The organism is Mycobacterium sp. GA-1285 (assembly GCF_001499905.1).
Lineage (GTDB): Bacteria > Actinomycetota > Actinomycetes > Mycobacteriales > Mycobacteriaceae > Mycobacterium.
The window spans coordinates 84,079-104,305 of record NZ_LQIS01000008.1; the positions used below are offsets into that span (position 1 = coordinate 84,079).

The 20,227-nt window shown below is 66.5% G+C and carries 23 protein-coding genes; all 23 read left to right on the forward strand.

Translation table 11 applies throughout. The features are described from left to right. Positions 1-8 precede the first annotated feature (8 nt). The 23 genes from AU193_RS06685 to nuoK all read left to right on the forward strand — a co-directional run bounded on the left by AU193_RS06685 (position 9) and on the right by nuoK (position 20,227). Positions 9-398: a nitroreductase/quinone reductase family protein gene (locus tag AU193_RS06685; protein WP_064421573.1), complete on the forward strand. Its 390-nt coding sequence runs from the start codon at positions 9-11 to the stop codon at positions 396-398. Positions 399-483: 85 nt separating this feature from the next. After that, positions 484-1,608, forward strand: a complete 1,125-nt coding sequence (locus AU193_RS06690; protein ID WP_064421636.1) for a homogentisate 1,2-dioxygenase — start codon at positions 484-486, stop codon at positions 1,606-1,608. Then, a complete protein-coding gene (locus tag AU193_RS06695; RefSeq protein ID WP_064421574.1) occupies positions 1,605-2,786 on the forward strand; it encodes a S9 family peptidase in 1,182 nt (393 codons plus the stop codon). Before AU193_RS06690 ends, AU193_RS06695 begins: the two co-directional genes overlap by 4 nt. Further along, a complete protein-coding gene (locus tag AU193_RS06700) occupies positions 2,783-3,988 on the forward strand; it encodes a CaiB/BaiF CoA-transferase family protein (RefSeq protein ID WP_064421575.1) in 1,206 nt (401 codons plus the stop codon). Before AU193_RS06695 ends, AU193_RS06700 begins: the two co-directional genes overlap by 4 nt. Further along, positions 3,985-4,899 carry a hydroxymethylglutaryl-CoA lyase gene (locus AU193_RS06705; protein ID WP_064421576.1) on the forward strand — a complete coding sequence of 305 codons (915 nt, stop codon included), beginning with the start codon at positions 3,985-3,987 and terminating at the stop codon, positions 4,897-4,899. Before AU193_RS06700 ends, AU193_RS06705 begins: the two co-directional genes overlap by 4 nt. A 6-nt stretch (positions 4,900-4,905) precedes the next feature. Next, the gene (locus AU193_RS06710; protein ID WP_064421577.1) at positions 4,906-5,520 is read left to right on the forward strand and encodes a TetR/AcrR family transcriptional regulator; all 615 of its coding nucleotides are present in this window, start codon (positions 4,906-4,908) and stop codon (positions 5,518-5,520) included. A 19-nt stretch (positions 5,521-5,539) separates the two neighbouring features. Continuing rightward, on the forward strand, positions 5,540-6,778 hold the full coding sequence (locus AU193_RS06715; protein WP_064421578.1) for an acyl-CoA dehydrogenase family protein: 1,239 nt from the start codon (positions 5,540-5,542) through the stop codon (positions 6,776-6,778). Beyond that, positions 6,775-7,746, forward strand: coding sequence for a phosphotransferase family protein (locus AU193_RS06720; RefSeq protein ID WP_064421579.1), 972 nt, complete (start codon positions 6,775-6,777; stop codon positions 7,744-7,746). The genes AU193_RS06715 and AU193_RS06720 overlap by 4 nt, the downstream gene beginning before the upstream one ends. Further along, positions 7,743-8,075: a DUF6285 domain-containing protein gene (locus tag AU193_RS06725; protein WP_064421580.1), complete on the forward strand. Its 333-nt coding sequence runs from the start codon at positions 7,743-7,745 to the stop codon at positions 8,073-8,075. Before AU193_RS06720 ends, AU193_RS06725 begins: the two co-directional genes overlap by 4 nt. 159 nt (positions 8,076-8,234) lie before the next feature. Further along, positions 8,235-8,627, forward strand: a complete 393-nt coding sequence (locus tag AU193_RS06730; RefSeq protein ID WP_064421637.1) for a nuclear transport factor 2 family protein — start codon at positions 8,235-8,237, stop codon at positions 8,625-8,627. A gap of 50 nt (positions 8,628-8,677) precedes the next feature. After that, positions 8,678-9,211, forward strand: a complete 534-nt coding sequence (locus AU193_RS06735) for a YceI family protein (RefSeq protein WP_064421581.1) — start codon at positions 8,678-8,680, stop codon at positions 9,209-9,211. Between the two features lie 15 nt (positions 9,212-9,226). Then, a complete protein-coding gene (locus AU193_RS06740) occupies positions 9,227-9,628 on the forward strand; it encodes a response regulator transcription factor (RefSeq protein WP_064421582.1) in 402 nt (133 codons plus the stop codon). A gap of 166 nt (positions 9,629-9,794) precedes the next feature. Beyond that, the gene (locus AU193_RS06745; RefSeq protein ID WP_064421583.1) at positions 9,795-10,169 is read left to right on the forward strand and encodes an NADH-quinone oxidoreductase subunit A; all 375 of its coding nucleotides are present in this window, start codon (positions 9,795-9,797) and stop codon (positions 10,167-10,169) included. After that, positions 10,160-10,714 carry an NADH-quinone oxidoreductase subunit B family protein gene (locus tag AU193_RS06750; protein WP_064421584.1) on the forward strand — a complete coding sequence of 185 codons (555 nt, stop codon included), beginning with the start codon at positions 10,160-10,162 and terminating at the stop codon, positions 10,712-10,714. The genes AU193_RS06745 and AU193_RS06750 overlap by 10 nt, the downstream gene beginning before the upstream one ends. Next, positions 10,711-11,433, forward strand: a complete 723-nt coding sequence (locus tag AU193_RS06755) for an NADH-quinone oxidoreductase subunit C (RefSeq protein WP_064421585.1) — start codon at positions 10,711-10,713, stop codon at positions 11,431-11,433. Before AU193_RS06750 ends, AU193_RS06755 begins: the two co-directional genes overlap by 4 nt. Further along, on the forward strand, positions 11,433-12,791 hold the full coding sequence (nuoD, locus tag AU193_RS06760) for an NADH dehydrogenase (quinone) subunit D (RefSeq protein ID WP_064421586.1): 1,359 nt from the start codon (positions 11,433-11,435) through the stop codon (positions 12,789-12,791). The genes AU193_RS06755 and nuoD overlap by 1 nt, the downstream gene beginning before the upstream one ends. Continuing rightward, a complete protein-coding gene (gene nuoE / locus AU193_RS06765; RefSeq protein ID WP_064421587.1) occupies positions 12,788-13,651 on the forward strand; it encodes an NADH-quinone oxidoreductase subunit NuoE in 864 nt (287 codons plus the stop codon). Before nuoD ends, nuoE begins: the two co-directional genes overlap by 4 nt. Continuing rightward, the gene (gene nuoF, locus AU193_RS06770; RefSeq protein ID WP_064421588.1) at positions 13,648-14,964 is read left to right on the forward strand and encodes an NADH-quinone oxidoreductase subunit NuoF; all 1,317 of its coding nucleotides are present in this window, start codon (positions 13,648-13,650) and stop codon (positions 14,962-14,964) included. Before nuoE ends, nuoF begins: the two co-directional genes overlap by 4 nt. Before the next feature lie 28 nt (positions 14,965-14,992). Further along, the gene (locus tag AU193_RS06775) at positions 14,993-17,389 is read left to right on the forward strand and encodes an NADH-quinone oxidoreductase subunit G (protein ID WP_064421589.1); all 2,397 of its coding nucleotides are present in this window, start codon (positions 14,993-14,995) and stop codon (positions 17,387-17,389) included. Beyond that, on the forward strand, positions 17,386-18,627 hold the full coding sequence (gene nuoH, locus AU193_RS06780) for an NADH-quinone oxidoreductase subunit NuoH (RefSeq protein ID WP_064421590.1): 1,242 nt from the start codon (positions 17,386-17,388) through the stop codon (positions 18,625-18,627). Before AU193_RS06775 ends, nuoH begins: the two co-directional genes overlap by 4 nt. Further along, positions 18,620-19,165, forward strand: coding sequence for an NADH-quinone oxidoreductase subunit NuoI (nuoI, locus tag AU193_RS06785; RefSeq protein ID WP_064421591.1), 546 nt, complete (start codon positions 18,620-18,622; stop codon positions 19,163-19,165). The genes nuoH and nuoI overlap by 8 nt, the downstream gene beginning before the upstream one ends. A gap of 20 nt (positions 19,166-19,185) precedes the next feature. Further along, positions 19,186-19,941, forward strand: coding sequence for an NADH-quinone oxidoreductase subunit J (locus tag AU193_RS06790; RefSeq protein ID WP_371259156.1), 756 nt, complete (start codon positions 19,186-19,188; stop codon positions 19,939-19,941). Continuing rightward, positions 19,928-20,227, forward strand: coding sequence for an NADH-quinone oxidoreductase subunit NuoK (gene nuoK, locus AU193_RS06795; protein WP_064421593.1), 300 nt, complete (start codon positions 19,928-19,930; stop codon positions 20,225-20,227). Before AU193_RS06790 ends, nuoK begins: the two co-directional genes overlap by 14 nt.

Below are 20,227 nucleotides of genomic sequence, written 5' to 3' on the forward strand. Positions count from 1 at the left end.
AGAGAACCATGGCTGAGGACTTGCGCGATCGAGTCACCAAACTGTTCCAGAAGAACGTCGTGAACCCGATGATGCGGCTCCTGCCGTTCCAGACGTTGTTGGAGACGACGGGTCGCAAGAGCGGCCAACCCCGACGCACTCCCTTGGGCGGACGTCGCGTGGGCAACGAGTTCTGGTTCGTCTCCGAGTTCGGCGAGAACTCGCAATACGTCAAGAACATCCAGGCCGATCCCGCCGTCCGGGTCCGATTGAACGGCAAGTGGCACAGGGGCACCGCGCACATCGTGGCCGACGACGATCCGCGCGAGCGGTTGGGATCGCTACCGCGGTTCAACAGCTTCGGCGTGCAGACCTTCGGCACGAACCTGCTCACCATCCGGGTCGACCTCGAGGATTGACTCGCGACATAAGTAAAACTAAAGTCAGTTTTACTTTTTGGTCGCGAATGCCCGCGGCCGGCCGTCATCGTCGATGGAGCCCATCATGGAGTCGTTCGTCCACCTGCGCAAAGGCCGTACACCCAAGCGCCTGCACGCCGACCTCGACGGCCTCAAGGACGACGAACTCGGTCGCGGCGGATTCGTCGGCCGCACCGCCAACATCTACCGCCGCCACGACCCCACCGCGTACCGAGCGTCGGGACCGCTGCGCCCGGTCGACGTGATGACCAGCGAGCTCAAGCCGAGCGACGCCACCGATGCCGCGGGCACGCCGCTGCTGTTGTTCAGCAACCCGGACTGCCGGATCTCGCTGAGCCGGCGCGGCGAACAGATGCCGTTCTACGTGCGTCACGTGGACGGGGACCTGCTGTCGTTCGTGCACCGGGGTTCGGGTCTGCTCGAGACGGAGTTCGGACCGCTGCCCTACCGCGAGGGCGACTGGGTGTACCTGCCGAAGGCGACGACGTGGCGCCAGGTGCCCGACGAGGAAACCACGCTGCTGATGATCGAGGCCACCGCCGAGTTCCGCGTTCCGCCACCGGGACCCCTCGGCAGGCACTTCCCGTTCGACCCCTCACAGGTCACCGTGCCGGAACCGCAACCCATCGACGATGACGGCAGAACCGAATACGAGGTCCGACTTGTCCACGACGGTGGGCCGACTTCGCTGTTCTACCAACACAATCCGATCGACGTCGAAGGATGGCGCGGCGACAACTTCCCGTTTACGTTCAACATCGCCGACTACAACGTGATCGCCAGTGAGAGCGTGCACCTGCCGCCGACCGTGCACCTGTTCATGCAGGCGACGGGCGTGGCGGTGATGAACTTCCTGCCCCGGCCCGCCGAGAGCGTTCCCGGAACCGAGCGTCCGCCGTGGTATCACCGCAACGTCGACTACGACGAGGTCTCCTTCTTCCACGGCGGCGACCTCTTCGGCATCCCCATGCCGCCCGGTTTGATCAGCCACGCCCCGCAGGGTGTGCACCACGGCGCGCCGGAGAAGGCCCGCGAGCGCGCGCGACGCAAGTTCGACGAGCAGGACCGCGTGGGTTGGTATGTCATCTCCGTCGACACAGCCCGGCGGATGACGCCGTCGGCGGAGGTTCTGGCACACGATCTCGGAGCGGCGACGGCCGCGACATCGAACCGAGGCCAGCACACGTGACGACGGCCGTGAAACACGAGTACGACCGTATTCCGTACCTCGTTGCGTACCAAAACACTTCGGGCGTCCGCGACGTGTACGGCGGGGTGGCCGAGCTGGTGGTGCTCGAAAGCCACCTGCTACGGCCCAAAGACAAACCCTCAGACACCGTGCTGGTGTTCATGCACCCGATCGGCGGCGGCGCGTACCTACCGATGATGAACGGGCTCGCGCGGGCGGGCCACCACGTCATCTACTGCAACAGCCGATTCCGCGGCACCGACTCCGCGCTGCTGATGGAGAAGGTCGTCGAGGACCTCGGCGAATGCATCAAGGACGCCAAGAACCGCTTGGGCTATTCGAAGGTGGTGCTGGCCGGGTGGAGCGGCGGCGGCTCGCTGTCGGTGTTCTACCAGCAGCAGGCCCAGCACCCGACGATCACCGCCAGCCCGTCGGGCGACGGTCCGGATCTGACCAGGCTCGGCTTGATCCCCGCCGATGGCCTGATGCTGCTGGCCGCCCACATCAGCCGCCACGGCACCCTGACCGAGTGGCTCGACGCGTCGATCCTCGACGAGGCCGATCCGTCCAAGCGCGATCCGGAGCTGGACCTGTACAACCCGGACAACCCGAACCAGCCGCCGTACTCGCAGGAGTTCCTCGACCGCTACCGCAAGGCGCAGATCGACCGCAACCGACGAATCACCAAGTGGGTCAAGGAGAAACTCGCCGAGTTGGAGGCGGCGGGGCGGCCCGATGACGAGTTCGCGTTCGTCGTGCACGGAACGATGGCCGACCCGCGCTGGCTGGACCCGACCGTCGATCCGAACGAGCGCACCCCGGGAACCTGCTACCTGGGTGATCCCCAGGTGGTGAACAACGGCCCGGTCGGGCTCGCCCGGTTCTGCACACTGCGCAGCTGGCTGTCGCAATGGAGCTATGACGACGCCAACGGCGACGCGGTGCGGTGCGGTGCGGACGTCGCGGTGCCGACCCTGGTCATCGGCAACCTCGCCGACGACGCATGCACACCGAGCCACACCCGCAGGCTGTACGAGGCCATCGGGCATCATGACAAGGAGATGCACGAGATTCCGGGCGCCAACCACTATTACGCGGGCGCCGACCAGCGCGACAAGCTGCGCGAGGCCGTCGGCGTCATCACCGACTGGCTGCACAGGCACGGGTTTTCGCTATGAGCGTGACCGGTCCGCTGGACGGTATCCGCGTCATCGAGGTCGGCACACTGATCTCCGGGCCGTTCGCCGGGCGCCTACTCGGCGACATGGGCGCCGAGGTGATCAAGATCGAACCGCCGGGAGCCCCGGATCCCCTGCGCACGTGGGGCCAGGCCGAACTCGACGGGCATCACTTCTTCTGGACCGTGCACGCGCGCAACAAGAAAGCCGTCACGCTGAACCTGCGAACCGAAGCTGGCCGCGCACTGTTCCTCGACCTCGTCGAGCGTTCCGACATCATCGTCGAGAACTTCCGGCCGGGCACGCTGGAGAAGTGGAACCTGGGCTATGACGTGCTGCGCGAACGCAATCGAGGGATCATCCTGGTCCGCGTCTCCGGCTACGGGCAGACCGGGCCCGAGGCGCACAAAGCGGGATATGCCTCGGTCGCCGAGGCGGCCAGCGGCCTGCGGCACATGAACGGCTTCCCCGGCGGCCCGCCGCCTCGGCTGGCGCTGTCGTTGGGTGACAGCCTCGCGGGCATGTTCGCCGCGCAGGGCGCGTTGGCAGCGCTGTACCGCCGCTCGGTGACGGGGGAGGGTCAGGTCGTCGACGCGGCGCTCACCGAGGCCTGCCTGGCGGTTCAGGAATCCACCATCCCCGACTACGACGTCGGCGGCGTGGTGCGCGGACCATCGGGCACGCGACTGGAGGGCATTGCACCCTCGAACATCTACCGCAGCGCCGACGGCAGCTGGGTGGTGATCGCGGCGAACCAGGACACCGTCTTCCGCCGGCTGTGTGAGGCGATGGGCCGCCCCGAACTGGCCACCGACGACCGGTTCGCCAATCACGTGGCCCGCGGGCGCAACCAGGATGAGCTGGACAAGATCATCGGCGACTGGGCCGCGGAACGCCGGCCCGACGACATCATCGAAACCCTTTCTGCCGCGGGCGTGATCGCCGGGCCGATCAACACCGTCGCCGAGGTCGTCGAGGATCCGCAGCTACGCTCCCGCGGAATGTTGGTCGAGCACTGGGACGAGCGCGTCGGACGGTCCGTCCTGGGTCCCGGCGTCGTGCCGGTGCTCTCGGAGACGCCCGGCGGCGTGCGCTCCGCCGGCCCCGCCACACCCGGTCAACACAACGACGAGGTCTACCGCGGCCTGCTCGGCAGGAGTTCCGCCGAACTCGACGCGCTGAGGGCGGAGGGAGTGCTGTGAACCAGCTACCGGAACACGTGCGGATCCGAGACGTCTCGCTGCGCGACGGTCTGCAGATCGAGGAGCCGATCCCGTTGTCGGCCAAGCTCGAACTACTCGCCGCGGTCGCCGCTACCGGGGTGCGCGAGATGGAGGCGACGGCGTTCGTCTCACCCTCGAAGGTGCCCGCGCTGGCCGACGCCGCCGAACTGGCCGCGCATCTGCAGGAGTACCGCGATTCACACGACATCGAATTCTCGGCGCTGGTGGCCAGCCCCAACGGCGCCAAGCGCGCGATCGCGGCCGGGTTGTCGTCGATCGAGTACGTGGTGTCGGCCGCCGACGGTCACAGCCGCGCCAACGTGGGCCGCACCTCCGCCGAGTCGACGGCGCTGATACCGGAGATCATCGCGATCGCGCACGACAGCGGGGCGACCGTCGAGGTCATCGTCGCGACCACCTGGGACTGCCCGTTCGACGGGCCCACACCGCATCAGCGCGTCGTGGACGTGATGACCACCGCGTTGTCGAGCGAGGTCGACCGGTTGGCGATCGCCGACACCATCGGCACCGCCACCCCCCGGCGGGTGAGCGAGTCGATCGAGGCGCTGCGGCCGATGATCGGCGAGATACCGCTTGGCGCGCACTTCCACAACACCCGCGGCGCCGGACTGGCCAGCGCCTATGCGGCGGTGACCGCGGGCATCACCCGGCTGGACGCGTCGGTGGGCGGCCTGGGAGGTTGCCCGTTCGCACCCGGCGCGAGCGGCAACATCGCCACCGAGGACCTGGTATACCTGTTGCGCGACAGCGGAATCCGAGTCGACGTCGACCTGGACGCCGCAATCCAGGCCGCGGGCGTGGCGCAACGCCTGGTCGGACACGACCTGCCGGGTTCGCTGCTGCGCGCCGGCGACCGGATCCTGGGCTGAGAAAACGTGCCCTCATCGGGAACCCTGAGCGCCAAGGGCCGCCAAACCCGCGAGGCTATCGAGCAGGCCGCACGAAAGTTGTTTGCCGAACGCGGTTTTCACGGGACCACGCTCGGTGACATCACCTCGGCCGCGGGTAAGTCACCCGCGGCGTTCTACCGCTACTTCGCGGACAAGGAAGACCTGTTGGCGGTGCTCGCGCAGTCATTCCTGCGCGAGGTGGTGGCACCGTCCGGCGTCGCGCTCGAGCTACCGGAATCACCAAATGACGACGCCTTCTTCCGAACCGTGGTCACGGGTTACTGGAACACGTTCAAACAGAACATCGGGATCATGATCGCGGTCGCGCAACTCGCCGCGACCCAACCGCGGTTCGCCGCGGTGCAGAACGAATTTCGTCGGTTGGGGATGGACGTCGTGGCCGCCTCGGTGCGCCGCGCGCAGGAGCAGGGCTACGGTGCCGAACTCCATCCCGAGCACACTGCGGCGGCCATCGCGCTGTTGTTCGAGAACTTCACCACCGTCTTCGTCGGGACATCCCGCCTTGGCGTCGAGCTGACCGACGAGGATGCGATCGCGACGCTGTCGAGGATCTGGAAGAAGACGCTGTACGGTTTCTGAACCCGGAAAGGAAATCAACGTGGATTTCGCTCTGCCCGACCATCTGCCCCAACTCCTCGCCGACATGGACGCCTTCATCGAGGCAGAGATCAAGCCGCTGGAACGCGAGAACATCCAGTTCTTCGACAAGCGTCGCGAACATGCCCGTACGGACTGGGACAACGACGGAGTCCCCCGCCGGGAATGGGAGGACCTGCTCGACGAGATGCGCAGGCGCGCGGACGCGGCGGGCTGGCTGCGCTACGGGCTGCCGTCGCGGTTCGGTGGCCGCGACGGAAGCAACATCGACATGGCCGTCATCCGCGAACATCTCGCGCACAAGGGCCTCGGGCTGCACAACGACCTGCAGAACGAGTCGTCGATCGTCGGCAACTTCCCGCAGGTCATCATGATGGACCGGTTCGGCACCGACGAGCAGAAAGCCGAGTGGACCGAGGCGTTGATCACCGGCAAACGGTCGATGGCCTTCGGCCTCACCGAGCCCGCACACGGGTCGGACGCCACCTGGATGGAGACCACCGCGGTGCGCGACGGTGACGAGTGGGTCATCAACGGCGCCAAACGATTCAACACGGGCGTGCACCGCGCCACCCACGATCTGGTGTTCGCCCGCACTTCCGGCGAAGCCGGCCAGGCGCGCGGCATCACCGCGTTCCTGGTGCCCACCGACGCCCCCGGATTCACGGTGCCGTACTACTGGTGGTCGTTCAACATGCCGACCGACCACGGCGAGGTCGAACTGAAGGACGTCCGGGTGCCTGCCGACGCGGTGCTCGGTGAGATCGACCGCGGCCTGGAGGTGGGCCAGACGTTCCTGCACGAGAACAGGATTCGCCAGGCGGCGAGCAGCCTCGGTGCCGCGCAGTACTGCATCGACCGTGCCGTGCAGTACGCGGGAGACCGCAAGGTCTTCGGCAAGCCGCTTGCGGTGAACCAGGCCGTGCAGTGGCCGCTGGTGGAGTTGCAGACCGAGGCTCAGATGGTGCGACTGTTGGTGTATTACGCGGCAACGGAGTTGGACCGCAACCACCACATGGAGGTTTCGGACAAGGTGTCGATGGCCAACTATCGCGCCAACCGGCTGGTGTGCGACGCCTCCGACCGCGCGATGCAGGTGTTCGGCGGCGTCGGCTACAGCAGGCACGAACCGTTCGAGCACATCTACCGGCATCACCGGCGCTATCGGATCACCGAGGGGGCAGAGGAGATCCAAATCCGCCGGGTCGCGCAGCGGCTGTTCGGGTTCGGCAAGCGTTGAGCCGCGAACTCGCCGACGCCCTGGTCGCCGTCCTCGAGCCGGTGCTCGGCGAGGGCGTGGCCGTCGAGAACCTACGGGCACTGACCGGCGGGGCGAGCCGCACGACGTGGGCGTTCGATGCGGTCACCGATACCCGTCGAGCCCTGATCCTGCGCACAGGTCCACCCGACGACCTCCACGCCAGCATGGAACTGGAAGCAGCCGTCCAACAGCGGGCGGCCGCCGCGGGAGCCCCGGTGCCGCATATCCTCGCGACCGACAACTCCCCTGCGGCGCTTGGTAATCCGTACCTGATCTGCGATGCCATCGGCGGCGAGACGATCGTGCGCAGGATCTATCGCTCGCTGGACGATTCCGGCCGCGAACGGTTGCTGTACCAGTGCGCCGAGGCGTTGGCCGCTATCCACCGCGCCGACTACCAGGGCATCGACGTACCACCGTCGGACCAGCTTGCCGAGTGGCGGGCCCGGCTCGACGAAATGGGCGATACGACGGCGACATTCGAGTGGGCGTTCCGCTGGCTCGAAGGCAACCGCCCGGCCTCCTCACCGCACGTGCTGGTGCACGGTGACTTCCGGATGGGCAACCTGATAATCGACGACAACGGGCTGGCAGCGGTGCTGGACTGGGAACTCGTGCACATCGGGGAGGTCTACGAAGATCTGGCCTGGTTCTGCATCCGGGCATGGCGTTTCGGCGCCCCACAACATCAGGGCGCCGGCGGGTTGGGCAGCGTCGAGGATTTTCTGGCCGCCTATGAATCGGCCGGGGGCGTGACGCTCGACCGGCAGGCGTTCCGGTGGTGGTTGACCGTGGCCACTCTGCGGTGGGGCGTCATCTGCCGGTATCAGGCCGAACGTCATCTGTCGGGTCACACGGAATCGGTCGAGTTGGCCGCGATTGGACGGCGCGTCAGCGAAACCGAGTGGGACGTGTTGGATCTGCTCGAAGGAGGAGGACCGCGATGAGCTGGCTGTACGGCCGCCCGACCGCGGCGGAACTCGTCGCCGCCGTCGCCGGCTTCCTCGAGAACGACGTCCGCAACGCCACCGGATCAGGTCAGGTCAACTTCCACGCCCGCGTCGCGGCCAATGTGTTGCGCATCGTCGAACGCGAACTGCTCGACACGACTGCCGGAGAGGTCACCGATGCGCTGCACCGGCTCGGTTACCGCGACGAACCGGAGCTGGCCGCGGCGATCCGCGCGGGCGAGCTCGACGGCCGCGCCGCCGACCTGTTGCCCGTGCTGCGGACGATCGTGCGGCACCGCCTCGACGTCAACCACCCCGGTTATTGATGCGGTTTGTGCACATCAAGGAGCGGTGAGCGCTCGCGATCGTGCACAAATCGCATCAGGAGGGACTCTTGTAGGCGTCGTCGAATAGCGAGAGAGTAGGTGTCACATCGATGCCGCCAGCGTTCGACCTCGATCAGTGCTGAGGTCAAGGAGGATCACGTGACCGTTGCCCACGACACCGTCACCGCCGTGGCGGATCGCTTGTTTCAGGCGATCGAGTCCGGCGACCGCGACGCGATTTCGCGGCTGTGGGACGACGACATCGTGGTCTGGAAGGTCGCCGACCGTGACCGCGACAAGGACCGGGCGCTTCGAGTCCTCCACTGGTTCATCGACACGACCTCACAACGTCGATACGAGGTCATCGATCGCCGCCTGTTCGACGGAGGGCTGGTCCAGCAGCACATCCTGCACGCCACCGGACACAACGGTGGCGTCATCGCGATGCGCGTCGGCATCATCATCAAGCTGGGCGCCGACGGGCGGATCAGCCGGATCGACGAGTACTTTGACCCGGCGGAGATCGCGCCGCTGCTCGAGCCCGCGAAGTGACGCGGCAAACCGATTCGTCGGCGAGCCGACAAACCGATTTAGGAGACGACATGGTAAGCCTGAGCGAGCTTTTCAGCGACCCCGCGTCGACGGGGACGTGGACGCTGGATCCGAGCCAGTCCACGATCGCGGTGCGCAGCAAGTCGATGTGGGGCCTCGTGCCCGTCAAGGGCCGGTTCACCGAATTCACCGGCGATGGCCAATTGTCGGCGCCTCAAACGATTTCCGGACATCTCGAGATCAAGGCCGCCTCGCTGCGCACCGGTATCCGCAAGCGGGACGAACACATGCGCTCCGCCGATTTCTTTGAGGCTGAGAACTATCCGGAGATCAGCGTGCTCATCTCCGGTGCCGACGCGATCGACGGCGACACCATCGACCTACGAGCCGAACTGACCATCAAGGGCAGGACCAAACCACTGACGCTGCGAACGAAGGTGACACCAGTCGGCGATGGCGGGATGCGACTGGTCACCGAGGCCACCGTCGATCGGCATGACTTCGGGGTAGACGGCAACCTGGTGGGCATGATCGGCAACAAGGCGACGATCTCCGGCGACCTGGTGTTCCGGCACACCCGCTAGCCGTACGATCACGGCATGGCCGACTCATCGCCTCCTTTGCGGGTCCTCGTTTACAGCGACAACCCAAGGACCCGGGAAGAGGTGCAGCTCGCGCTCGGTAAGCGGGTGCATCCGGAGTTGCCGGAGCTGACCTACGTCGACGTGGCGACCGGGCCCATGGTCATCCGCCAGATGGATCAGGGCGGGTTCGATCTGGTGATCCTCGACGGCGAGGCCAGCCCCGTCGGCGGGATGGGAATCGCCAAGCAGCTCAAGGACGAGATCGCCGACTGCCCGCCGATCCTGGTGCTCACCGGCCGGCCGGATGACGCGTGGCTGGCCCGCTGGTCGCGCGCGGAAGCCGCGGTTCCCCACCCGATCGATCCGATCCGGCTCGGCGACGCCGTGGCGTCGCTGCTGCGCACCCCGGTGCAATAGCCAGAAAATACGTAAACCCCTGTCGCACTTGCCTATTGGAGGCATGACGACATAGCCACGCGTTGCCAATAGCGATACTAACCAAAAGGTGTGGCGCGCATTCCAAAGGGCGCTAGGGTGTGGGTAAGCTCACATCGAACAGCCCACGAGGGAGCGTTTGCTCGGTATGGATTTGTACACGCCAATCCTGGTGCTTGGCGCTATTGCGGCGGCGTTCGCGGTCGGCTCGGTTGCCATTGCGCTGCTGGTCGGCCCGCGTCGCTATAACCGGGCCAAGCTCGAGGCCTACGAATGCGGCATCGAGCCGGTGCCGCACGGGGGCGCGTCCGGTCAGCCGATCGGCCAGCGGTTTCCGATCAAGTACTACCTGACCGCGATGTTGTTCATCATTTTCGACATCGAGATCGTGTTCCTCTACCCGTGGGCCGTTGCCTTCGACAACCTCGGGCTGTTTGCGCTGGTAGAGATGCTGCTGTTCATGGCGACGGTGTTCGTGGCCTACGCCTACGTCTGGCGGCGGGGAGGTCTGGCATGGGACTAGAAGAGAAGCTGCCCGGCGGGATCCTGCTGTCCACCGTCGAGAAGGTGGCCGGTTACATCCGCAAGGGTTCGCTGTGGCCCGCGACGTTCGGGTTGGCCTGCTGCGCGATCGAGATGATGGCGACGGCAGGGCCGCGATTCGACATCTCGCGGTTCGGCATGGAGCGGTTCTCGGCCACGCCGCGCCAGGCCGACCTGATGATCGTGGCAGGCCGTGTCAGCCAGAAGATGGCACCGGTGCTGCGGCAGATCTACGACCAGATGGCCGAGCCGAAGTGGGTTCTGGCGATGGGGGTGTGCGCCTCCTCGGGCGGCATGTTCAACAACTACGCGATCGTGCAGGGTGTCGATCACGTCGTCCCGGTGGACATCTACCTGCCCGGGTGTCCTCCACGCCCGGAGATGCTGCTGCACGCGATTTTGAAGCTGCACGACAAGATTCAAGAGATGCCGCTCGGCGTGCACCGCGAGGAGGCCATCCGCGAGGCCGAGCGGGCCGCGTTGGCCGTCACCCCGACCATCGAGCTCAAGGGGCTGCTGCGATGACGAACGGCTCGGGCGAAGAACAGGCGGAAGTGAGCACGACAAACGGCAACGGCGCCGCGGACGCGCCGAAGATCATCGGCGTGCGCCGCGGAATGTTCGGCGCCGAGGGGTCGGGCGACACCTCCGGCTACGGGCGCCTGGTGCGACCCGTCGCGCTGCCCGGCAGCTCGCCGCGTCCCTACGGCGGCTACTTCGACGAAGTCGTCGACCGGCTCGCCGAGGTGCTCGGCGAGGACGGGTACGTCGCATCGATCGAGCGGGTGGTGGTCTACCGCGACGCGCTGACCCTCGAGGTGCAGCGCGACCAGCTGCCGGCGGTGGCCCAGGCGCTGCGGGACGATCCAGCGTTGCGCTTCGAATTGTGTCTCGGCGTGAGCGGGGTTCACTACCCCGACAAAGTCGGGCGTGAACTGCACGCGGTGTACCCGCTGATGTCCATCACCCACAACCGGCGGATTCTGATCGAGGTCGCCGCCCCCGACGCCGACCCGCACATCCCGTCGCTGTTCGGCGTGTATCCCACCACCGACTGGCACGAACGCGAGACCTACGACTTCTTCGGCATCATCTTCGACGGCCATCCCGCCCTGACCCGGATCGAGATGCCCGATGACTGGGTCGGGCACCCACAACGCAAGGACTACCCGTTGGGCGGCATCCCGGTGGAGTACCACGGCGCCGAGATACCTCCGCCCGATCAACGGAGGGCCTACAACTGATGAGCGTTTCGCACGTACCGCCCACGCAGGGCGGCGCTTCATCGCCGGGCGCGTCGAACAACGAGACGGTAGTCGTTGTCGGCGGCCAGGATTGGGACCAAGTGGTCCAAGCCGCCAAGGACGCGGCCGCGGCGCACGCGGGCGAACGGATCGTCGTCAACATGGGTCCCCAGCACCCCTCGACCCACGGCGTGCTCCGGCTCATCCTCGAGATCGAGGGTGAGACGGTCGTCTCCGCCCGTTGCGGAATCGGCTACCTGCACACCGGAATCGAGAAGAACCTCGAGTTCCGCAACTGGACGCAGGGCGTCACGTTCGTCACGCGGATGGACTATCTGTCGCCGTTCTTCAACGAGACGGCGTACTGCCTGGGTGTGGAGAGACTGCTGGGCGTGACCGACGCGATCCCCGAGCGCGCCAGCGTCATTCGCGTGATGATGATGGAACTCAATCGGATCTCCTCGCATCTCGTCGCGCTGGCGACGGGTGGGATGGAACTGGGCGCGATGAGCGCGATGTTCTACGGATTCCGTGAGCGCGAGCAGATCCTGTCGGTGTTCGAAACGGTGACCGGTCTGCGGATGAACAGCGCCTACGTCCGACCGGGCGGGGTCGCGATGGACCTGCCCGACGAGGCCATTCCGCAGATCCGCGAGGTGCTCGACCTGATGCCCAAGCGGCTCAAGGACCTCGAGGACCTGCTCAACGAGAACTACATCTGGAAGGCCCGCACGGTCGGCATCGGTTATCTCGATCTGACCGGCTGCATGGCGCTCGGGATCACCGGGCCCTGCCTGCGTTCCACCGGGTTGCCGCACGACCTGCGCAAGGCCCAACCGTATTGCGGCTACGAGACATACGACTTCGACGTGATCACCGACGAGGGCTGCGACTCCTATGGCCGGTATCTGATCCGGGTCAAGGAGATGCACGAGTCGCTGAAGATCGTCGAGCAGTGCCTGGACCGCCTACGGCCCGGGCCGGTGATGATCGAGGACAAGAAGCTGGGCTGGCCGGCCGATCTGAAGGTCGGCCCGGACGGGCTCGGTAACTCGCCCGAGCACATCGCCAAGATCATGGGCCATTCGATGGAGGGGCTGATCCACCACTTCAAACTCGTCACCGAGGGAATCCGGGTGCCCGCCGGGCAGGTTTACGTCGCGATCGAGTCCCCGCGCGGCGAACTCGGCGTGCACATGGTCTCCGACGGCGGCACCCGCCCCTACCGGGTGCACTACCGGGATCCGTCGTTCAACAACCTGCAGGCCGTCGCCGCGATGTGCGAAGGCGGCATGGTCGCCGATCTGATCACCGCGGTGGCGTCGATCGACCCGGTCATGGGAGGGGTGGACCGATGAGCGTATTCCTGGAGCTCGGTCAGCGACCCGAGGAACCCGGCCCGCCGATCAACGGGCCGGTGTCATATCCGGACGATGTCGCGGCACGGCTCGCGGCCGACGCCGAGGGGATCATCTCGCGCTACCCGCAGTCACGTTCGGCGCTGCTGCCGCTGCTGCACCTCGTGCAGTCGGAGGACGGGTGCCTGACCCCCGCCGGTATCGCGTTCTGCGCCAGGCAGTTAGGTCTGACCGATGCCGAGGTCACCGCGGTGGCGACCTTCTACTCGATGTACCGGCGGACACCGACCGGCGAGTACCTCGTCGGGGTGTGTACCAACACGCTGTGCGCGGTGATGGGCGGCGACGCGATTCTCGAAGCGCTGCAGGAACATCTGGGCGTGCACGCCGGCGAGACGACGCCGGACGGACGCATCACGCTCGAACATGTCGAGTGCAATGCGGCGTGTGATTACGCGCCTGTGGTGATGGTCAACTGGGAGTTCTTCGACAACCAGACGACGTCGTCGGCGCGCGATCTCATCGACGCGCTGCGCGACGGGAACCCTCCCGAACCGACGCGGGGGACACCGCTGTGCACGTTCCGGGAGACCGCGCGCACGCTCGCGGGGCTGCCCGACCCCCGCTCGGGTGGTAGCAGGATCGGTGATGCCACGCTGGCGGGCCTGCGGGTGGCACGCGAGCGCGGCATGCAGGCGCCCGACTCCGATGCCCCGGCGGCGTCCACCGAGACGCGCGACGACGAGACGGCCGGTGTCGAGGCCACGAAGAACGCGTCCGCACCGGGCCCGTCGGCGACCGTTCCACCGGAGTCGAACACCGTCGAAACCGATCCAGACACAACGGATTCACGCGCATGACAGATCTGACACCCGTGCTCAGCCGCTTCTGGGACGAGCCGGAGCCGTGGTCGATGGACACCTACCGCCGCCACGGCGGCTACCGCGCCCTCGAGAAGGCGCTAGCGATGAACCCCGACGACGTCATCAATCTGGTGAAGGAGTCCGGTCTGCGCGGCCGCGGCGGCGCGGGCTTTCCCACCGGCACCAAATGGTCGTTCATCCCGCAAAGCGACACCGGCGCCGGAGCCAAGCCGCACTACCTGGTGGTCAACGCCGATGAGTCGGAACCCGGTACGTGCAAAGACATTCCGCTGATGCTGACCACCCCGCACTTCCTCATCGAAGGGGCCATCATCGCGGCCTACGCGATCCGCGCGCATCACGCCTTCATCTATCTGCGCGGTGAGGTGGTGCCGGTTCTGCGCAGGCTGCACGCCGCAGTCGCCGAAGCGCACGAGGCCGGTTTCCTCGGCAACGACATCGGAGGGTCCGGCTTCGACCTGGAGCTGATCGTGCACGCGGGGGCGGGCGCCTACATCTGCGGTGAGGAGACCGCGCTGCTGGACTCGCTCGAAGGCCGCCGCGGGCAACCGAGATTGCGGCCGCCGTTCCCCGCCGTCGCAGGCCTGTACGCCTGTCCGACCGTGGTCAACAACGTCGAGTCGATCGCCAGCGTGCCGCCGATCCTGCTCAACGGCATCGACTGGTTCCGCTCGATGGGTTCGGAGAAGTCGCCGGGCTTCACGCTGTATTCGCTGTCGGGTCACGTCACGAACCCCGGACAGTACGAGGCGCCGCTGGGCATCACGCTGCGCGAGCTGTTGGACTACGCGGGCGGAGTCCGTGCGGGGCACCGGTTGAAGTTCTGGACGCCCGGCGGGTCGTCCACTCCCCTGCTGACCGACGAACACCTCGACGTGCCATTGGATTACGAAGGGATGGCCGGCGTGGGCACCATGCTCGGCACCAAGGCGCTGCAGATCTTCGACGAGACCACCTGTGTGGTGCGCGCGGTACGCCGCTGGACGGATTTCTACGCCCACGAGTCGTGCGGCAAGTGCACACCGTGCCGCGAGGGCACCTACTGGCTGGCTCAGATCTACGAACGTCTCGAGACAGGCGCGGGCACGGAGGCCGACATCGACAAACTGCTCGACATCTCCGACAACATCTTCGGAAAGGCGTTCTGCGCGTTGGGGGACGGTGCGGCCGCCCCGATCATGTCGTCGATCAAGTTCTTCCGCGACGAGTACATCGCCCACCTCGACGGCGGATGCCCATTCGATCCGCGCGCGTCCACGCTGATGGCGACGGAAGAGGTGGGCGTGTGATGGGGTGGCGAGCTAGGGGGGTGATCCGATGACGCAGACGGCCGACACCGGGGCAGACACCGGTACCGAAGTCGAGATGGTGCACCTGTCCATCGACGGCGTCGACGTCAGTGTTCCGAAGGGCACGTTGGTGATTCGGGCGGCCGAACTGATCGGCGTCCAGATCCCGCGGTTCTGCGACCACCCGCTTCTCGATCCGGTGGGAGCCTGCCGGCAGTGCCTGGTCGAGGTCGAGGGCCAGCGCAAGCCGATGGCGTCGTGCACGACCACCTGCACTCCGGACATGGTGGTGCGCACGCAGTACACCTCAGCGGAGGCGGACAAGGCGCAGCAGGGTGTGATGGAGTTGCTGCTGATCAACCATCCACTGGACTGCCCGGTGTGCGACAAGGGCGGTGAATGCCCGCTGCAGAACCAGGCGATGTCCAACGGTCGGGCCGAGACGCGCTTCGAAGACGTCAAACGCACCTTCCCGAAGCCGATCAACATTTCCTCGCAAGTGCTGCTGGACCGCGAGCGCTGCGTGCTCTGCGCGCGCTGCACCCGGTTCTCCGAGCAGATCGCCGGTGATCCGTTCATCGACCTGCTCGAGCGCGGTGCGATGCAACAGGTGGGCATCGCGACCGGTGAGCCGTTCGAGTCCTACTTCTCGGGCAACACGGTGCAGATCTGCCCGGTCGGCGCGCTGACCGGAGCGGCCTACCGCTTCCGGGCCCGGCCCTTCGACCTGGTGTCGAGTCCCAGCGTGTGCGAGCACTGCGCATCGGGATGCGCTCAGCGCACCGATCACCGCCGCGGAAAGGTCATGCGCCGCTTGGCCGGTGACGAACCTCAGGTGAACGAGGAATGGAACTGCGACAAGGGTCGCTGGGCGTTCACCTACACCACTCAGGGCGACCGCATCACCACCCCGCTGATCCGCGGTGAGGACGGCAAGTTGCGGCCCGCCTCGTGGTCCGAGGCGCTCGTGGTGGCCGGCAACGGGCTGGCGGCCGCGGCCGGAAGCGCGGGTGTGCTGGTCGGCGGCCGGATGACGGTCGAGGACGCCTACGCATACTCCAAGTTCGCCCGGATCGTGCTCAACACCAACGACATCGACTTCCGGGCCCGGTCGCACAGCGCCGAGGAGGCCGACTTCATCGCCGCTCGCGTCGCCGGACAGCCGATGACGGTCACCTACACCGACCTGGAGGATGCACCGGCGGTCCTGCTGGCCGGGTTCGAGCCGGAAGAGGAATCGCCGATCGTGTTCCTGCGGCTCCGTAAGGCCGTGCGTAAGAAGGGGTTGCAGGTCATCTCCGTCGCTCCCTTCGCAAGCCGCGCCCTAAACAAGCTGCGCGGCCGCCTGGTCACCGCGGCCCCGGGAGACGAGGCCGGCGCTCTCGACGAGCTGGCAAACGATCAGCAGCTACGGCTGCCGGGCGCGATCATCATGGTCGGTGAGCGTCTGGCCACGTCGCCCGGAGCCCTTTCCGCGGCAAGCAGATTGGCCAAAGTGACCGGCGCGCGGCTGGCGTGGGTGCCGAGAAGGGCCGGCGAACGAGGGGCGGCGGAGGCGGGCGCCTTGCCGAATCTGCTTCCCGGTGGCCGGCCCATCGCCGACAGCGCGGCCGTCGAGCAGACCGCGGCGGCATGGCACGTCAGCGGACTGCCCACCGAACCGGGTCGAGACACCACCGCCATTCTGGAGGCGGCGCGCAGCGGCGAACTGAGTGCCCTGCTCGTCGGTGGCGTCGAGGTCGACGACCTGCCGGATCCCGAAGCGGCGCTGGCCGCGATCGAGTCTGCGCCGTTCGTCGTCAGTCTGGAGCTGCGGGAGAGCGCGGTCACGGCGGTCGCCGATGTCGTCTTCCCCATCGCGCCGGTGGTGGAGAAGGCCGGCTCATTCCTGAACTGGGAAGGCCGACTTCGTCCGTTTGAGCCGTCATTGAAGACCAACGCCATCCCTGATCTGCGGGTCTTGAACTTCCTGGCCGACGAGATCGGTGTCGCGTTGAACTTGCCGACCGCCGCGGCCGCCGGGGACGAGATGTCGCGGTTGGGAATGTGGGCGGGTCGACGGCCAGAGCCGCCGAACGTTTCTCCGACGAAGCGAACGCCGCCGGCCGAGGGGCAAGCCGTGCTCGCGGGCTGGCGGATGCTGCTCGACGAAGGCCGGCTACAAGACGGAGAGCCGCATCTGGCAGGCACCGCCCGGGCTCCGGTGGCGCGACTTTCCGCGACCACCGCGGCCGAAATCGGTGCCGGGGACGGCGATCTGGTCACCGCGAGGACTCCGCGCGGGACGATCACGCTGCCGTTGAGCATCACCGACATGGATGACCGCGTGATCTGGCTGCCTCTGAAGTCGCCGGCTTCGGCGGTGCACCGAAGCCTCGGGGTGTCCACCGGGGATGTCGTGTCGATCGGGCGGGCCGAACCGTGATCCATCCCGATCCGACGCTGTTCGGTCACGATCCGTGGTGGCTGATCGTCGCCAAGTCGGTCGCGATCTTCGCGTTCCTGATGCTGTCGGTTCTCTCGGCGATCCTGATCGAGCGCAAACTCCTGGGCCGGATGCAGATGCGCTTCGGTCCAAACCGCGTCGGCCCCAAGGGATTACTGCAGTCGCTGGTGGATGGCGTCAAGCTTGCGCTCAAGGAGGGGCTGGTCCCCGCAGGTGTCGACAGGTTCGTCTACCTCGCGGCACCGGTGATCTCGGCGGTGCCCGCCTTCATCGCGTTCGCCGTCATCCCGATGGGCGGCGAGGTCTCGATCTTCGGCCACCGCACCGCATTGCAGCTGACGGACATGCCCGTCGCCGTGCTCTACATACTGGCGGCGACCTCCATCGGCGTGTACGGGATCGTGTTGGCCGGATGGGCATCGGGATCGACCTATCCGCTGCTGGGTGGGATTCGGTCGAGCGCGCAGGTCATTTCGTACGAGATCGCGATGGCGCTGTCGTTTGTGGCGGTGTTCATGTACGCAGGCACGATGTCGACCTCCGGCATCGTCGCCGCCCAGGCCCGCACCTGGTTCCTCTTCTTGCTGCTACCCTCGTTCCTCGTCTACGTCATCTCGATGGTGGGCGAAACCAACCGCGCGCCTTTCGATCTGCCCGAGGCCGAGGGTGAACTCGTCGGTGGCTTCCACACCGAGTACTCGTCGATCAAGTTCGCGATGTTCATGCTCGCCGAGTACGTCAACATGACCACCGTGTCCGCGTTGGCGACGACGATGTTCCTGGGTGGCTGGCACGCCCCGTGGCCCATCAACATGTGGGATGGCGCGAACACCGGTTGGTGGCCTTTACTTTGGTTCGTCGCCAAGGTGTGGGGGTTCATGTTCCTGTTCTTCTGGCTGCGCGCCACACTGCCGCGCATGCGCTACGACCAGTTCATGGCGCTGGGATGGAAGGTGCTCATCCCGTTCTCGTTGGCGTGGATCATGATCGTCGCCACGGCGCGCGCGCTCCGCAACGAGGGTTTCAGCCAGGTGACGACGACGCTGGCCTCGCTGGGCGCCATCGCGACGCTGCTGATCGCCGTGGGACTGTGGCGGTCGGCGCGCCGACGCAACGTGCGCGCCATCCCGCAGCAGAAGTTGGATCCGGAGATCTTCCCCACCCCGCCCCTGCCGAGCACGGGCCAGACCGCAACCAAGGAGCCAGCCGATGCCTAAGTTCCTCGACGCGCTGAAGGGCTTCGGGGTCACCTTCGGAACCATGTTCAAAAAGCCGATCACCGAGGAGTATCCGGAGAAGCCGGGACCCGTCGCCAAGCGCTATCACGGCCGCCACCAACTGAACCGGTACCCGGACGGGCTGGAGAAGTGCATCGGCTGCGAACTGTGCGCCTGGGCCTGCCCCGCCGACGCCATCTACGTCGAGGGCGCCGACAACACCGAGGACGAACGGTATTCCCCCGGTGAGCGGTACGGCCGCGTCTACCAGATCAACTATCTGCGCTGCATCGGCTGCGGCCTGTGCATCGAGGCGTGCCCCACCCGGGCGCTGACGATGACCAACGAATACGAGATGGCCGACGACAACCGGGCCGACCTGATCTGGGGCAAGGACAAGCTGTTGGCGCCGTTGCGGTCCGGCATGCTGCCTCCGCCGCATCCGATGGCGCCCGGCACCACCGATGACGACTACTACCTGGGCAACGTCGGCCCCGTCGCGCAGGCGGACGAAATGGTCACCGAGGACATGCGATGAGGCTCGACCTGGTCGCCGCGATGGCCGCCGACAACCCGGGGCACACCACGACCACCGAGGCCGTGCTGTTCTGGGTCCTGGGCGTTGTCGCGGTCCTCGGCGCACTCGGAGTGGTCACGGCGTCGAAAGCGGTCTATTCGGCGATGTCTCTGGCCGCGACGATGATCGTGCTGGCCGTGTTCTACATCGCGCAGGGCGCGCTGTTCCTCGGTGTCGTGCAGGTGGTGGTGTACACCGGCGCCGTGATGATGCTGTTCCTGTTCGTGTTGATGCTCATCGGTGTCGACTCCAAGGAGTCGTTGGTGGAAACGATTCGCGGGCAACGGGTTGCGGCGATCGCCGTCGGTGTCGGGTTCGGCATTCTGCTCATCGGCGGCATCGGCAACGTCTCCGCCGGTGGCTTCACCGGCCTGGCGCAGGCGAATGCGGGTGGCAACGTGGAGGCATTGGCGGCCCTGATCTTCGTGCGGTACCTGTGGGCATTCGAGTTGACTAGCGCGCTGCTGATCACCGCTGCGCTCGGCGCGATGGTGCTGACGCACCGGGAACGCTTCGAGCGGCGCAAGACTCAGCGCGAACTCGCCGAAGAGCGGTTCAAACCGGGCGGTTACCCGACGACACTGCCGAACCCCGGCGTCTTCGCGCGCAACAACGCTGTCGACATCGCCGCGCGACTGCCTGACGGGTCCGGGTCGAATTTGTCCGTCAGTCCCATCCTGCAGAGCCGGACCGTGACCGCGACGAAAGGCAGAGGAGGCGGGGATGAATCCCGATAACTATCTCTATCTGTCGGCGCTGTTGTTCACGATCGGCGCGGCCGGGGTACTGTTGCGCCGCAACGCGATCGTGATGTTCATGTGCGTCGAGTTGATGTTGAACGCGGCCAATCTCGCGTTCGTCTCGTTCTCCCGTATGCACGGCCACCTCGACGGCCAAGTGGTCGCGTTCTTCACCATGGTGGTGGCCGCGTGCGAGGTGGTGGTCGGGCTTGCGATCATCACGAGCATATTCCGTGCCCGCCAGTCGGCTTCGGTCGATGAAGCAAGCCTTCTGAAGAACTAG